Raw genomic sequence first — 15940 nt, 5'->3', positions numbered from 1 at the left:
CAGGAACCGCTGATAGATCATAAGATTTGTTTAGAAAATAGAAATGTAATTATGAAGAAGGATTATAACAGTAAATCTCCTTGGTATGCCTTGAGAAAATCTCTTGAAAATGCTTTTAGATTTAGAAATCCTGTGGCCTGTATAGTTGATGAAGCACAGCATTTGCTTAAGGTATCCGGTGCCAAAAGTTTGCAAAATCAGCTAGATACAATAAAATCGCTAGCTAATAAAACGAAAGTTCCACACATATTGATTGGAACTTACGAGCTCAAAGAATTTTTTAATCTAAGTGCCCAGCTTAGTCGTAGAACAATAAGTATACAATTTCCAAGATATAGAGCGAGTAATTTGGAGGATTACCGTACTTTTCTTTCGGTAATCCATATGCTACAGAAAAAGTTGCCTTTAGAAGAAGAACCGAATTTACTTGAACATGCAGATTTTATTTATGAACGTACTTTAGGGTGTATAGGGATACTCAAGGACTGGCTCACACGTTGTTTAGGAGATGCTATCTATAATGGAAAGAAAACTATAACTAAAGAAATGCTCTATACATATGCAATGCCTGTTAATGCTTTGAAGATGTTAATTGAGGAAATTGAGCAAGGTGAGGATTTATTTGAAGAGAATGAACAAGATAAGTTGGATTTACTATATAAGATAGGGTTAAAGGCCAGGGAAAAAGAAAAAATCACTAAAAAAGATGCAACTCAAAAAAGTGGCGTAGGAAGGCGTAAGCCGAAGCGAGATCCAGTGGGAAAACAAGAATATCTAGAGGGGTAAAGATATGTATATATCAAGACGGTGCTCAGCTAGTTATTTATATTCCCTAGAGCCTATGAATGTTGGAACGCCTATGGTGGAATGCTTAATGAGCTATCTTGGAAGGTTAGCGTTAGCGCATAATGTTGAGCTAACAACGCTTGCTGCTCATATTATAGCATTACACCCTTGTAAGCGGTCTTTGTACCCTAAGCAATTTGTACCAGTGCCTGTTTGGAGTAGTGCCTCATTTTACGGTGCGGGGAAGACAGCCACAATGCTTGCTGAGTCACTAGAATTATTAACATTACAAAAAAGTTTTAAGTATATGACGATGTTAACTTGGAAAGAAGTCATACATAATAGGATGTTTCCTTTTGATAAGAAGTGGTGTCCAGAATGTTTTGATGAATGGAGTGAAGCTAACAAAGAAATATATGAGCCTTTAATGTGGTATTTGAATAGTACAAATGTATGTTTAAGACACAAAAGAAAATTGGAATATTTATGTCCTAATCCTAAATGTGAAAAATTGCAATCTGTCATGACATATCATCAAGGATATTGTTATAAGTGTGGCAATTGGTTAGGACAGAAACAATATAAACTTCTTCAAAAAGAACATAATTTAATTGAACGGGATGAATGGATTAATAGAAGTATAGGAGAACTATTGGAAATAGCACCAAATGTTATTCCACCTACAATAGAACTAGTGTGTTCTATTATTGAGGGAAACATGAGAAAGTTTTTTCAAGGGAATCAAAAAGAATTTTGCTCAGTAACAGGTATACATCCCATTTCTTTAAGAGCTATTCTACGGAGGTCACAAAAAAGACTACCGTTACGAGCTCTTCTATTATTAAGTTATTATACAAGGACACCTTTGTTAGAGTTAATGGGTGTATCATATAAAGATTCTAATGAATAAGCTAGTAATTTTGAATATCCTATGCTGCTAATAGGTATTTTTATTTGCTGTTTTGTGAAATTCACGGTCAGCTTATGGGTTAATAATTAACACACGGCCAACTTATGCTTCCAATTCCGTTGAATAATTAGATAATTATCTGCAAAAATAAGTGTTTTCTGGCCAACTTATGCTTCCTACAATAAACTTTAAAATTACTCGTAAAATCGCATAAAATGCAATTGAACTAATTGGAAACGATTTGGATAGACTACTTAATGTATAGTTATCCCTCTTGTTCTTTTTTTCTAGAGTTTATCGTAGCTTAAAAAACTTTGCAACGGAACCAAAGAAAAGATCTTGTATATTAAGTAACAAAAAATCCTTCTTCACTCTAATGAGAAAAGAAGGGTTTTTTGTTATTTATCCCGCATTAACGGACAGTAAGATCCCCACCTCAAAGTTCAGCGAGAGCAATGACGTTAGGTTGGGATCTTACTGTCTGTAAAAGCCCGATTGGTGAGGGCTAATAGTCAGTGGGAGAAAGAAACCCCCACTGATTAAAGTTTCACTTTATACAATGGATTATCGACCTTTACATAAAAATAAGAATGAGCTTCTCCCATCATTCGCATGAGCGTCAAAGCTTTATAGTCTACCTTTTCTGCAAAGAATACATCATAATCCGCTGCTGCATTTTGTGTATAGTGTGGGTCTTGCTGTAAATCTATAAAAATATTTTGTGTAACTCTTTTTACAATATTCCAAAGCAATTGTTCATCTGTTTTATAGAAACGGCTTACATGAATAAATAACTCTCCAAAGTGATTTTGCATAACGGAGTAAAATACTTTGTTTCGTACACTCTTTTCATCATCAACTAAAATGCGTGATTTGTGATGAAAGTTTGTAATGTCAATCCCTGCCTGTTGTAAACGACCACGGTGAATCCGAATGCCTTCCCAATCACGAACAAGAAGTCGGTCTGGTGTGCCATCTTTTTTAAAGACAGGTACTGTATTTTGCAAGTGGCCCTCTAAGCCAATTCCGTACTTCACCATAAGTGGAATAAATCCAGTTAAAGCGTTGACTACATATTTTTCAATAAATGAAACGATTGCATCATGTAATGGTAGACAATGCTTTGCTTTATACAGTTCGATAAGTTCAACAATAACTGGTTGATTCGCTCCGTGTGCAGATGCAACGAGAGCAGAACCGACAATAGCCCATTCATCTTTATTAATATAGGAGTACACATTATCACGAATGACACATGCAAGATTTTCACTTCTCAAAGTTTGCAAATCTATATTAGAGTCCTCTGCGCTGAGAAAATGTGCGCCAGCACGTTCCATAATCGGAATAAATCTTCTTTCATCGATATTTGTATCTTCTTTCATAATTTTTTGTAATATATTACTCATCAGTGGACCGTTATGAATCGTTTGTTCTGATAAGGTTCGCACTTCTCCTGTTAAATGAACATTCGTTGTTAACTTATAATGAGGTCTTCTTGTATCATACTGTGCCGGGAAGATGGTACGAAATGACATACCAGCTACATAAGGCGCCTCATAATCAAAAATAATGATTTTTTTCTGTTCAATTTCTGTTTTGTATAACTCTTGCAATGTATGCATCGTTTGCCAAGGATGGATAGGTAATAGAAGATAATCATCTATTCTATCATCTAGCCTAATCTCTGCCTCGGCTTTCAGTACAGGCTCGAAAGAAAAGATGATAGGATTCCAATCTTGTGATTTCATAAACGCAGTACTTACTTCTTTGTTATGAACGGCTACAAATCGAAGTGGAATCGTATTTTTAAACTCTGCTGAATACGCAATTGTTTCTTCAGGGTTTAAACCTTTTCGCATTTTTGCTCCAGGATGACAAGGGTGTCCTTCAATAACAAGCTGTTCAAAAAAAGCATAATGATCATCTGTTTGCGCAGCTGCTTCTAATGTTGATGCCTCAGTAGACTGTTCATGAAATGTATAGGCAAGCGATAAATTAGCAGCACTATTAGCTAAATCCTCTTCGAACATATGAAAATAAGAAGATAGCCCTTTCCAACCTTCATCGAAAATTAAAGCTAACACTTCATTTGGATGTGTAATTTCTTTTTGTTCAGATGGTGATATGAGCATGTACGGCCCGTTTACAATTGGACGATCGAAAGCATACATTTGTTGAACTGGTACGAGTAAGTAGCAGTCTTGTTTCTTAAAATATAAAGCTTGTATTATGGAAGATTTTTCAAAGTTCTTCTGGTGTGTATGTATATAATCTAGTAAATAATCTGGACAACTGTACGCTGAAATAGAAACAAACGTCTTAGCTGACTTTTGAAATGTCACCACAGTATCCATTAGATTGCTTATATTTTCTCGGATGACAGAAGATAGTAGTCGTTCTAATATACCGTTCCGACCTTTATATAAATTTTGTTTATATATTTCATGTAGCGGTGGATAGTTTTGCTGTAAAAAAGAAAATAATGTTTGTTCTTCTACCTCAAATGAATGAATGCTGTGTAAGTGCATAGAAACCACCTTTCTGAATTTTAGCTCTTTACAAAAAAGAGAGAATATTTTATATTGTCCTTACAATGATGATGATAATCAATTTCAATTATAAAGAGTGAATTGAAAAATGCAACAAAAAATTCGAGGTGATTCTTATTCGAAAACTGTTTTTTGGTAGTTCATTTTTTTTGTTTATGGGGAATTGGCTCGGAATGACTGCTATTAATTGGTATGTCTATGATTTGTACCATAGCGCAACATATTTAGGTTGGTTAAACTTTGTACGACTCATTCCAATCGTATTATTTAGTGTGTATGCAGGAAAGCTTTGTGATTTGTATCCGCGTGTCAAATTAATGAAATCATATTCCTTATGGGGATTTGTATTGACAACTTTACTTGCGGTTTATGTTGCTTTAGTTACTCCTTCATATTTTATTTTTTTACTTTTTTCATTTATTCGTGGGGTCATTAGCGCATTAGAAACACCAAACCGAAATACACTTCTTTCAGATATTGATACAAATAATCAAATTAGCAAACTGATTTCCATGCATTCATTTGTCATGAATGTTTGTCGATCAACTGGACCGGCACTAGCAGGATTTCTTATTGCAGCAGGGCATATCGAATTAACATTTATGATGCAGGCTGTTTGTTCACTTATTGCTTGGATTTTTGTGATATCAATGAAAGATCAACCAATGAAAAAACGAAAAGAAAAGAAAAAAGCGAGTTGGGAACAAATTGCTGCTTATTTTTCTTATGACAAAATAGGAAGAAATATCTTTGTGACGTCACTTATTACAATGGCTTTTGGTTTTTCCTATACGTCTGTTTTACCAGCGCTTGTTTCAAAGCAATTTACGGGAAAAGCAGAAGTGTTTGGAATCGCTATGTCATCAGCTGCAATTGGTGCGATTATAGCTACTGTGATTCTTCCAAAAGCATTGACATATATTTCAGAAGTACGTCTGTATTATGTTAGCTTAATTGCATTTTCAGTTTCTTTAGCATTACTGATTGTTAGTAATACATATGTATTTTTTATTCTTTTATTTTCTATTGGTCTATTTGGTCAGTTATTACGATCAAGTAACCGTGTCTATTTTCAGCATCATGTCCGTGAAGAAGAGAGGGGACTTATGCTTAGTGTAGTACTGATGGATCGAGGGATGATTCCACTTGGTTCTATTTTAGTTAGTTATTCCATTGAATATGTTGGTATTGCTCAAACATTTATTTTGATGGGAGTTGCATGTATGGTCCCGTTTTTATTTCAATTTATAAAACTGAAACAGCAAAAAGGAAAGGTGAAGGAATTTGTCCATTCAAAGTAAACAAGTTAATAGAGTAAAAGCAGAACGTAGTATTTTAAATCGTTTTTGCAATGCATTGATTCGGGAGAAAGTGCTACAAGAGAACTGTGCGATATTGAAACATGAGCATGGTATAGAGATTGTAGATAGCATGAACGATGTGGAATTATTGTTAGAAGTAAAACAAGAGGGAGCGTTTGAACGATACGAGTTTATATTCCCAATTCGTTTTAAAGTTCGTGGACATATACGGTGGATTGATTCATTGTCAATGTTTTGGGAAGAAGTCGCTCCGTTCTTTCGTATTCATATCTCACAGTCTTTACAAGAAGAACTGGAAAACAGTGTAACCAATTTAGCACTAGCATACGAAGCATGGGAACGGAAACAAGAATGGGTGAAACAACAATTAGAGACAAACGTTTTGTTTGTAACAAAAACAAAGCCTAACAATTTATATCAATTTTTAAAAGTTTTACAAACATGTATACCATTTGATGAGCTTACTTATACGGAATCACTTGTTATTGAGGGACATCCGCTTCACCCATCTACGAAAACGAAACTTGGTTTATCAAGAGAAGAAGTGAAGTTGTATGCACCAGAATTTGAACATGTTGTTCCGTTACATGTTCTTCTCGTTCATAAAGAAGTAGCTGAAGTAACGGGAGATCATATGCAGAAACCACTTATATATGAAAATTCACCAGAGTTATACGAAGCAGTACACACATTACTTGTAAATAAAGAAAAAAGAATGGAAGATTATTATCCATTTCTCATTCACCCATGGCAGTATGAACATGTATTACAAGAAGAATATGGTTCAGAGTTAGAAGCGGGATGGATTATTCCAGTGCCATATCAACTATCTTCACGTGCAACATTATCATTTCGAACAATGAATGTATTAAAATTACAATATCACGTGAAACTTCCAGTGCGAGCGCAAGCAACGAGTGCAGTTCGTACCGTGTCACCAGAAATTACAGTAAATGGCCCACTATTATCAACCGTATTAGATGGCATCTATACAAAGGAGCAAAATTTAGAGCAGTCTATTGTCGTTGTAAGGGAACGAGTAGGAGCTTATTTTTCTAAACCGAATACTAGGGATTTAGGACGTAATTTAGCATTTATTTTACGGGAAAATCCCAATCAGTATAGAAGAGAAGGAGAATTATTATGGGTTGGTGCAAGTTTAACAGCCAATAATCCATTAAAAGAAAATGAACCTGTCATTTTAGATATAATGCGTACATATTTTGACAAAGAGGATATCGGTAAAAAAGAGATATTCTATTATATCGCTCATTATACTGAGAAAGTGATGTTGCCATTGTTAGAACTTGTTTTACGATATGGGATTGCCCTAGAAGGACATATGCAAAATTCTGTCATTGTGACAAAAAATGGTGAAGTACAACGTATTCTCATTCGTGATCTTGGTGGAGTAAGAATTTATAAAGAGAAATTGGCGGAGTTGCTAGACCTCTCAGTTATGAAAGAAGCAGCATTATTTACAGAGGATATGAGTGAAGTATATAACAAGTTTATTCATTCTGTTTTGCAAAATCATTTTGGTGATTTGTTATTTACATTAGCTAGAACAGTTGATGATATACAAGAAAAAGAGTTATGGAGAATTGTTGCAGCTGTTGTGAAAGATTTTATGGTAGGTGCAACAGAAGAGCAAAAAGCAGCTATATTTGCACCTTTTATTGAGACAAAGGCATTATTTTCGATGAGAATATATGATCAAGCGAAATCGTATTTATATACAAACTTTGCTAATCCGCTTTGTATGTAGGAGGAATAAAAAAATGCTACCCATCATGAAAATAAACCTTTCAAAATTAAAGCGTAATGCCATTATGATAAAACGATTATGTGAGCGTACAAATATTATGTGTTTTCCGGTTACAAAAGGGGTTGGTGCTGCAACAGAAGTAATCGGAATTTTGAAAGACGCTGGCTTTACAAAATTTGCAGATTCAAGATTACAGCATCTTCAAAAAATCCGTTCTATGATGGGAAACAGCGTGGAACTTCTTTTAATTCGTACACCAGCTTTATCAGAAGTAGAGGAGACGGTTCTAACCGCTGATATAAGTTTGAATTCTGAGTTATGCGTGATTGAGGCATTAGGAAGAGCTGCGATGCAATACGGAAAAATACATCGAGTTATTTTAATGGTAGATTTAGGAGATCTTCGCGAAGGCATGCTACCTGAGCAAATGGTGGAGGTTGCCCAAAGAGTGGTTCGGATGCAGGGGATAGAGCTTGCTGGTATTGGAGCTAATTTTACTTGCTTTAGCGGTGTAATTCCAACCGAATCTTCTATGCGAGAGCTAACGCAATTGACTGAGTTAGTAGAAAGAAAAATCGAGAAGCCACTTTCAATGATTTCGGGAGGGAATTCTAGTTCGTTACCTCTTATTTTACAGAAAAAAGAAACAGGGCGTGTCAATTCTCTTCGGATTGGTGAGGCTATTTTTCTTGGGAAAGAAACAGCGTATGGAAAGAATATTCCATTTATGTACCAAGATATATTTTCGATTGAAGCTGAGATTATTGAGATTAAAAGAAAATCCTCGATGCCCAGAGGTGTGATTGGCAAAAATGCTTTCGGTCAAGTTCCATGTTTTGAAGAAAAAGGAGAACGATTGCGGGCGATTGTTGCGATTGGAAGACAAGATCTTGATATTAGTGGTTTATATCCACTCGATGAAAATATCGAAATTCTTGGCGGGAGTAGCGATCATTTAATCGTTGATATAACAGATAGTACGATATACCGCGTAGGCGACACAATTACGTTTCTTCCAACATACAGCGGGATGCAAAGCGGTATGATATCTTCGCTTGTACAAAAACAATATGTATTGGATGATGTCTTACAAAAGGCACTTAACTTATAAAATGAAGTTATAGACAATTTTTAAAATTATGTTATTATATTAACTGGGAATAATTATCATTATTAATGTGTTGGGGGACTACATAATGAAAAGTCAGAAACTTGGTATTGCTGCATTAGCATTTTCATTAGCTGTTGGGGCTCTTTCAGGCTGTGGAGCGGAGTCAAAAGAGACAGTGAAGAAAGAAGATAAAGCTGAAGCGACGAAACAAACTGGGGTAGTAAAAATTAAGCACGAGTGGGGAGAAACAGAGTTAAAAGAAACACCAAAACGAGTGGTAACACTGGATTTCTCATTTATTGATACATTAACAGCTTTAGGAGTTACACCCGTTGCAAATGCTGGGATAGGGAAAACGAAAATTCCAGAATATTTACAGGATAAAGTGAAAAAAGTAACGGATGTAGGGGAGCGGAAAGCTCCAAATTTAGAAGTAATTCAATCTGCAACACCGGATTTAATTATTGCAAGTAAGGATCGCCATAATATGGTTAAGAAAGAATTACAAGATATTGCATCAACGATTGCGTTAGACGATAACAGCTACCAAGAAGTATTAGAAAATGTCGATACAATTGCGAAAGCTGTTGGTAAAGAAGATAAGGCAAAAGAGATAAAGAAAAAATTAGCAGATAAGATTGCAAAAACAAAAGAACAAGTAAAAGGTGAACCAACTGCAGTTGTAATTGGTGCATTTGATGGTGAATTTTCTGTTTGGATTAAAGATTCCTTTATTGGAACATTAATGACAGATATTGGTGTGAAATATGCATTTGAAGGTAAAAAAGAAAAAACAGAAGGCAAGGCAGAAATTGCAAAAATCACGATGGAACGCTTAAATGAAATTAATCCAGATTACATATTCTTATACGGTGAAAAAGTTGAGAAATTTAAAGAAAATCCACTGTATAACAATTTAAAGGCAGTAAAAGAAAAACATGTGATTGATGTGGATCGTAACCTATGGGCACGTGGTCGTGGACCAATTGCAGCATCCAAAATTTTAGATGAAGCAATTCCAGCTTTTTCTGGTCAGTCAGCTAAGTAGGGAGTGGGCGACTTTGCACAAGGAACAAATAGGAAGCAAACGGGAAATATACCCGTATGCTTCTTCTGTGTTTAAATTTATTTTGTTCTTTCTACTATTGATAGTGATTGCTAGTATTTCTATTTTATTTCGTGTGAAGGGTCTTACACTATCTAACTTATATGAAGTATTTTCAGCGGATACGAAAAATTTAATTTATTATACAGTTTGGAATGTACGTGTGCCACGTGTTTTACTAGCGATTTTGATTGGTGCCGCGCTAGCAGTTGCGGGATGCTTATTACAAGGAATTACACGCAATCCGTTGTCAGATCCAGAAATTATGGGGGTAAACCAAGGTGCTTCTTGTTTTGTAGTTTTAGCTCTTTTAATTTTTGGTGATAAGGATGCGAGTTTTGTTATTTTAATAGCAGCTTTTCTTGGTGCTGCAGTTGGTAGCAGTGTCATTTATTCATTGGCGTTTCGCGGGGAGTATACACCGTCACGGCTTGTATTAGCCGGAATTGCGGTTAGTTTCTTTCTTGGCTCTGTAACAACAGGATCTATTTTACTATATGAAACACAACTAAATGAAATTTTATACTGGATGGCTGGTAAACTATCTGGGGCAAATTGGCTTGATATAAAGTTAATAATGATAACAGCAGGTCCAGTTATCATTATGACTTTTTTACTAGCAAATCAGTTAAATATTCTCTCTCTGGGTGAAGAAACAGCACGGGGATTAGGTATCAATGTCCTTCGTATACGCCGCATCTTTGCACTTATAATTGTTCTATTAGTTGGAAGTGGGGTTGCAGTGGCAGGACCAATTGGATTTGTAGGTTTGATGGTTCCGCATATTGCAAGGAAAATCGTCGGTGAAGATTATCGAATCATTATACCATTTTCAGCATTACTTGGAGCGAACTTACTTGTCTTTGCTGATTTTGTAGCACAAAGGGTTGCCTATCCAGCAGATACACCTGTGGGCGTCATTACTGCATTGCTTGGCACACCATTCTTTGTTTACTTAATGAGAAGAAAGAGGGGTGCTGTACGATGAGGAAATTTGGGCGCTTCACAATAATTATGATAGTAGGAGTTATATTATTACTTATCCTTGCAGTGCTTAGCTTAAGATTAGGTGCAGTTCCAACACCGCTTTCGCAAATCGTGGAAGAAATAACAACAGGGAAAGGAGTCGTTTTAAAATATCGTGTGCCGCGTCTGGTAATCGCGGCATTAGTAGGTATTAATATGGCACTATCAGGATCTATTTTACAAAGCATTACGAGAAATCCGCTTGCTGCTCCTGATATTATTGGGATTTCTGCTGGAGGAGGACTTGTTGCTGTTATAATGCTTTTAATGTTCCCAAGTGCCCCGCCGATGATGCTTCCTGTTGCAGCGTTTTTGGGTGCATTGCTCGCAAGTATACTTGTTTATATGTTATCGTACCAAAAAAGCGGGTTAAAACCAGAACGTCTTGCGTTATGCGGAGTCGCAATATCTGCTGGCTTACAGGCTTTAATTACATTTATTATTGTAAAGTTTGCGCTCGACTCCTCACAAGCACTTGTTTGGTTAAAAGGAAGTTTATATGCACGGTCTATGCAACACGTTGAAATGTTATGGCCATGGACTGTTGTTGGAGCGGTAATTGTCTTTTTAAGTTATAAACAAATTAATCTTCTTTTATTAAATGAAGAAACAGTAAAAGGGCTTGGTATGCGTTTAAATATTGTACGTTTGATTTTAATGGGTACAGCGGTTGGGTTAGCGGCTAGTTCCGTGGCTGTTGCAGGAACAATTGGTTTTGTCGGTCTTGTTATTCCCCATGCAGCACGTTTGTTAGTTGGTTCAGATAGTAGAGTATTTCTACCAGTTTCTGCTTTGCTTGGTGCATTACTTGTAGTTGGTGCAGATATGGTTGGTAGAATTATTATTCCACCAATTGAAATACCAGCTGGAATCATTACAGCTCTAATTGGGGCACCTTATTTTATTTACTTAATTGTTAAGAGAAAAGCAGCATAAAATAAATGATATATAATAAGGAGTGAACAAGATGACGAGTTTATATACAGAGCATCTTGAACTTACCTACGGAGAGAATACGATTATTCATAACTTAGAATTGCATATTCCAAATGGGAAGATTACAGCTCTAGTAGGGAGAAATGGTTGCGGGAAATCGACAATTTTAAAATCATTAGCACGTCTTCTTCAACCAACAAAAGGGAATGTTTATTTAGATGGTAAGGCAATTCAAACAATGCCAACGAAAGAAGTAGCGAAAAAACTAGCAATTTTACCTCAATCTCCGACAGCACCTGAAGGACTTACAGTTGAAGGGCTTGTGTGGCATGGTCGTTATCCACATCAACGTTTACTTGGAAAACGGAGTGACCAAGACTATGATATGGTTAATTGGGCGCTACGAGTAACGAGTATGACGGAGTTTAAATCTCGTACATTAGATGAACTATCCGGTGGACAAAGACAGCGCGTTTGGATTGCGATGGCACTTGCTCAAGATACAGAATTGTTGCTATTAGATGAGCCAACAACATATTTAGATATGGCACATCAGCTTGAAGTGCTTGAACTGTTAAAGAAGTTAAATGAAGAAGAGAATCGGACAGTCATTATGGTTGTACATGACTTAAACCATGCGGCAAAATATGCACATCATCTTGTTGCTATAAAAGATGGGAATAAAGCAATGGAAGGTGCACCGAAAGAAATTTTAAATGATGAATTGTTCGAAAATGTATTTGGTGTAAAAGCTCGTGTTACATACGATGAAATTGCTAAAACATATATGTGTACACCGTACGCGTTAATGAAAGAAGAAAAAGAAGTACACAATCAACAAATGGATTGTGAAGTTGGATAAAAAAGAAACTGTTGAACGATTTTGAACTGTACCCCGAATCGTGGACACTTAAAAAAAGTCCATGCTTCGGGGTTTTTTATGAAATAGATATTGAATTGAAATAACTTATATCGTTGAACGATTCGAGTGACTCTTTACTGAAGTCCTTTCATGAAGCTTTGAATTTTTGTTGATAGCATAAATAAAGTGATACTTACTATAATGGATATAGCTCCAATTACTCCAAAGTAAATGATTTCTGTTGCGGGATTATACAGTTTTACAACTTGTGCATTTATGGCTTGTGCGGATGCGGTAGATAGAAACCATAAACTGATTGTTTGTGCTGAAAAAGCAGCTGGAGCTAATTTTGTTGTTATTGATAATCCAGCAGGCGATAAACAAACTTCCCCAATTACGATTAACAAAAAGCTAAGAACTAGCCATATAGGGCTTGCTAGAGATTCTGTACCGTTAATAAAGGCGGGGATCATCATGATTAAAAATGACAATCCAGCAAAAAGTAATCCAATCGCGAATTTTTTAGGAGTGGAAGGTTGTTTTGTATTCAGTTTTACCCAAATCCACGCGAATATTGGTGCTAGTATTACTATAAATATAGGACTTAATGATTGGAACCATGCAGGTTGTATTTTAAATCCAGCGAATTGTAACTGAGTTCGTTGATCTGCATATGTTGCTAAAATAATTGCACCTTGTTCTTGTATCGCCCAAAATATTGCAGCTGAAATAAATAGGGGTATATAATCCAGCAGGCGAGAACGTTCAACTTTAGTGGTTTTTGGACTGCGATACATATAAATAAAGTAACAAGTAGGAATAATAATTCCTAAGATACTAATAAAAAAAGTAAAACGATTAATAGTTAATATACCCGTTGGTATTGTAATAGCACATAAAAGTATGATTACAATGATACTGATGCTAAAGTGTTTAATGGTTTTTTTTCTTTCAATATCCGTTAAAGGGTTTGGTACTTGAGTGCCGGCTACTCCAAGAGTCTTTTTTTTCGTAAAAACAAATAGTACTAAACCTATTACCATACCAATAGCTGCGACTCCAAAACCAAGATGGAAGTTATATTGTTGCCCTAATGTACCGACAACTAAAGGAGCTACAAGAGCACCTAAATTAATGCCCATATAGAAAATACTAAAACCAGAGTCTCGGCGTGTGTCTGATTCATGATATAAATTTCCAACAATGTTAGAGATATTTGGTTTTAATAATCCAGTCCCAAGTATTAAAAATACCATAGAAATAAATAAAGTAATGATACTACCCGGCAATGTTAGAATAAGGTGGCCAATCATAATTAAAACTCCACCCCAAAAGACTGTTTTACTTGAACCGAGTAAACGATCAGAGACCCAGCCGCCGATAACACTGGACATGTATAATAGAGAGCCGTAAATTGCCATGATTGAAGTGGCAGTAGCTTGATCAAGTCCTAATCCACCTTTTGCGATGGAATAATACATATAGTAAAGTAAAATAGCTCTCATTCCATAATAAGAAAATCTTTCCCAAAACTCGGTGAAAAATAAAGTGAATAAACCTTTAGGGTGACCAAAAAAACCTTGTTGAGGGATACTCTCCATCATTGTTTGTTTTTCTTTCATATCCATACCGCTTTCTCCTTCATATATTTATATATTATTTTAGTATAACGTAAATGTTTAGGATTGAAAGTAGAATATTTAAAAGTATCTTGTTTAAATTTATGGGAGTATTGGTCTTTTGTATTCAATCTGTATGTTATAAGTGATAAAGACTTGTATTATTATCTAACTAAAATAAACTAGATGTTAAAAACATCTAGTTTATTTAGATTAACTCTTACTGCTTGCAGCTAGTGCTTTTGAAAAGGCAATATGGTGAAGAGGGTAGATAATATTTAAGGGGAACAATATAGTAGGATAAAGTAGATTATACAAGGGATACTCCTTTGAACCTTGTGATTAGTACAACGCGTACAATTGTTAAGACTTCAGTTCATAATCAAGAGCTTCCTAAAAAGTTATTCATATTGCAAATCTTCCAAATAAAATTAAGCAGTTAGAAAGTGTATATGTAAAGAAACAATTATCAGCAAAGAAGTTAGGTGAGCGATCAATTGCCCATAAAATCTCGATTAGTGAGGGGGAATAATCAGTGGAATAGGAAGAAAACCACTTCCTAAGTATTGGAAGTGGTTTTTGCTTTCTTGTAGAAATAGATTACTAGCAAAATACCTATGACGATACTAATGATAATCGTTAGTGTAATATACATTGGGTCTTTATTTATTTCGCTTGGGATAACCTGCTCTAGGATCGGCCCAATACACATCGTGAATGCTACCCAAATTACTAACCATGATTTTGTATACAGTGCAAACAAAATAAAAATAAGAACACATACGCCAGCGATGATATAATTTTGCATAGTAGTTGCTACAAAGTAATCTGTATCAAGTCGTCCATCTAACCAAAAATAAAAGCCAACCCATCCGCCGATGGCCATGAAATGAGCGAATACTAAAAGAAGAACTGAGTTTTTGGTAGATGGGTATACTTTTGGAAGTCCTTTAAATAGCGTAAATGCAAATATAGCAAGGGCCAAGAATAAAGGTAATGATCCAAATAACAATATGTTTTGTGAAATCTTGAACTGCCCTCTTACTGCTGGAGCAAAGCACATATAAGCAAGAATAACTAAAACCGCTGCAGGAATTATTACGAGCAATCCTTCCTTGTCTACAGGTAGTTCTTTCCCAATATTCTTCATGTGCTGTTTACGACTTTTTCCAATAATATGATCAACATTCTGGCCTCTTTGTTCAGCTTCTGTTAAATGAACTTCTAGTTCGTCTACTATTGTATTTATATCTTCATCTTTTTTTCCGTGTTGCAGTAAGTACATTCTGAGTTCAATTAAAAATTGTTCAGACTTTGTTGATAACATTCTATTCGCCCCCTTTATTAATCACTTTTTCAACAGATAGCTTTAAATCAGTCCAGCGCTCTTTGAAGTTGTTTAATTCTTTCTCCCCTAATTCTGATAGCTGATAGTACTTCCGCTTAGGGCCAGCAGTTGATTCCCTTAATACGCTCGTAACCAATCCTTCTTTTTGCATACGTAATAGTAATGGATAGATCGTGCCCTCACTAAAAGAGTGAAAACCATAGCTATGTAATTTCTCTGTTAATTCGTAACCGTATATTTCACCTTCTTGAATAATGGCTAAAATACAACCATCCAAAATTCCTTTTAGCATTTGCGTTGAGTCAGCCATTTTAGCCCTCCTGTTCGTATATCTTTATATATATCTTGTAATACAAGGTATATAATTGTGAGGATACCTTGCAATGCAAGTGTTGTAATAAAGGTAACATAAAATTAACTTGTAATGCAAGGTATGTGAATTTAATTTCAATGGTATTTCTCAATGTGCATATAAGTATGCTTTACAGGATTATGTACTTATTTTAGGAGTGATGATTATCAATTGATAATTTATGAATATTAAATAAAATTAATTCATACGATAAGACTTGCTTATACGAGGAAGAAACTACGATTT

At 35.4% G+C, this 15940-nt stretch carries 13 protein-coding genes; 9 read left to right on the top strand and 4 right to left on the bottom strand.

Features of this window, described 5'->3' with window-relative positions; translation table 11 throughout:
* Nucleotides 1–9 precede the first annotated feature (9 nt).
* Together JDS96_RS05535 and JDS96_RS05530 are read left to right on the top strand one after the other, a co-directional pair.
* The gene (locus JDS96_RS05535) at nt 10–786 is read left to right on the top strand and encodes a TniB family NTP-binding protein (protein ID WP_242479860.1); all 777 of its coding nucleotides are present in this window, start codon (nt 10–12) and stop codon (nt 784–786) included.
* Nucleotides 787–790: 4 nt separating this feature from the next.
* Nucleotides 791–1696: a TniQ family protein gene (locus tag JDS96_RS05530; protein ID WP_199666329.1), complete on the top strand. Its 906-nt coding sequence runs from the start codon at nt 791–793 to the stop codon at nt 1694–1696.
* Between the two features lie 539 nt (nt 1697–2235).
* Here the strand turns inward: JDS96_RS05530 and JDS96_RS05525 are convergent.
* Nucleotides 2236–4224, bottom strand: a complete 1989-nt coding sequence (locus tag JDS96_RS05525) for an IucA/IucC family protein (protein ID WP_199666328.1) — start codon at nt 4222–4224, stop codon at nt 2236–2238.
* Nucleotides 4225–4352: 128 nt separating this feature from the next.
* On the opposite strand from JDS96_RS05525, the gene JDS96_RS05520 reads away from it, so the two are divergent.
* From JDS96_RS05520 to JDS96_RS05490, 7 genes are all read left to right on the top strand, one after another.
* Entirely contained in the window at nt 4353–5546 is a 1194-nt protein-coding gene (locus tag JDS96_RS05520) for an MFS transporter (protein ID WP_307838165.1), read from the top strand.
* On the top strand, nt 5530–7335 hold the full coding sequence (locus JDS96_RS05515; RefSeq protein ID WP_199666327.1) for an IucA/IucC family protein: 1806 nt from the start codon (nt 5530–5532) through the stop codon (nt 7333–7335). Before JDS96_RS05520 ends, JDS96_RS05515 begins: the two co-directional genes overlap by 17 nt.
* A 13-nt stretch (nt 7336–7348) precedes the next feature.
* Nucleotides 7349–8446, top strand: coding sequence for an alanine/ornithine racemase family PLP-dependent enzyme (locus JDS96_RS05510; RefSeq protein ID WP_199666326.1), 1098 nt, complete (start codon nt 7349–7351; stop codon nt 8444–8446).
* Nucleotides 8447–8531: 85 nt separating this feature from the next.
* Nucleotides 8532–9494 (top strand): ABC transporter substrate-binding protein, encoded by a 963-nt coding sequence (locus JDS96_RS05505; protein WP_199666325.1) that lies wholly within the window; start codon nt 8532–8534, stop codon nt 9492–9494.
* Between the two features lie 13 nt (nt 9495–9507).
* Complete coding sequence (locus JDS96_RS05500; RefSeq protein WP_199666324.1) at nt 9508–10539, top strand: FecCD family ABC transporter permease; 1032 nt, start codon at nt 9508–9510, stop codon at nt 10537–10539.
* Nucleotides 10536–11513 (top strand): FecCD family ABC transporter permease, encoded by a 978-nt coding sequence (locus JDS96_RS05495; protein WP_199666323.1) that lies wholly within the window; start codon nt 10536–10538, stop codon nt 11511–11513. Before JDS96_RS05500 ends, JDS96_RS05495 begins: the two co-directional genes overlap by 4 nt.
* Nucleotides 11514–11544: 31 nt before the next feature.
* Nucleotides 11545–12375 carry an ABC transporter ATP-binding protein gene (locus JDS96_RS05490; protein WP_199666322.1) on the top strand — a complete coding sequence of 277 codons (831 nt, stop codon included), beginning with the start codon at nt 11545–11547 and terminating at the stop codon, nt 12373–12375.
* A gap of 134 nt (nt 12376–12509) precedes the next feature.
* Here JDS96_RS05490 and JDS96_RS05485 read toward each other — a convergent pair whose 3' ends face one another.
* The 3 genes from JDS96_RS05485 to JDS96_RS05475 all read right to left on the bottom strand — a co-directional run bounded on the left by JDS96_RS05485 (nt 12510) and on the right by JDS96_RS05475 (nt 15652).
* A complete protein-coding gene (locus JDS96_RS05485) occupies nt 12510–14003 on the bottom strand; it encodes a peptide MFS transporter (protein WP_374220983.1) in 1494 nt (497 codons plus the stop codon).
* 550 nt (nt 14004–14553) lie between these two features.
* Nucleotides 14554–15321: an NADH dehydrogenase subunit gene (locus JDS96_RS05480; RefSeq protein WP_199666321.1), complete on the bottom strand. Its 768-nt coding sequence runs from the start codon at nt 15319–15321 to the stop codon at nt 14554–14556.
* A 1-nt stretch (nt 15322) separates the two neighbouring features.
* On the bottom strand, nt 15323–15652 hold the full coding sequence (locus JDS96_RS05475; protein ID WP_003201969.1) for a PadR family transcriptional regulator: 330 nt from the start codon (nt 15650–15652) through the stop codon (nt 15323–15325).
* Between the last annotated feature and the right edge of the window lie 288 nt (nt 15653–15940).

Source organism: Bacillus cereus group sp. N21, from assembly GCF_016483395.1.
Lineage (GTDB): Bacteria > Bacillota > Bacilli > Bacillales > Bacillaceae_G > Bacillus_A > Bacillus_A pseudomycoides.
Note: the sequence above shows the minus strand (reverse complement) of the source record. Positions and strands in the feature narration are given on the sequence as shown.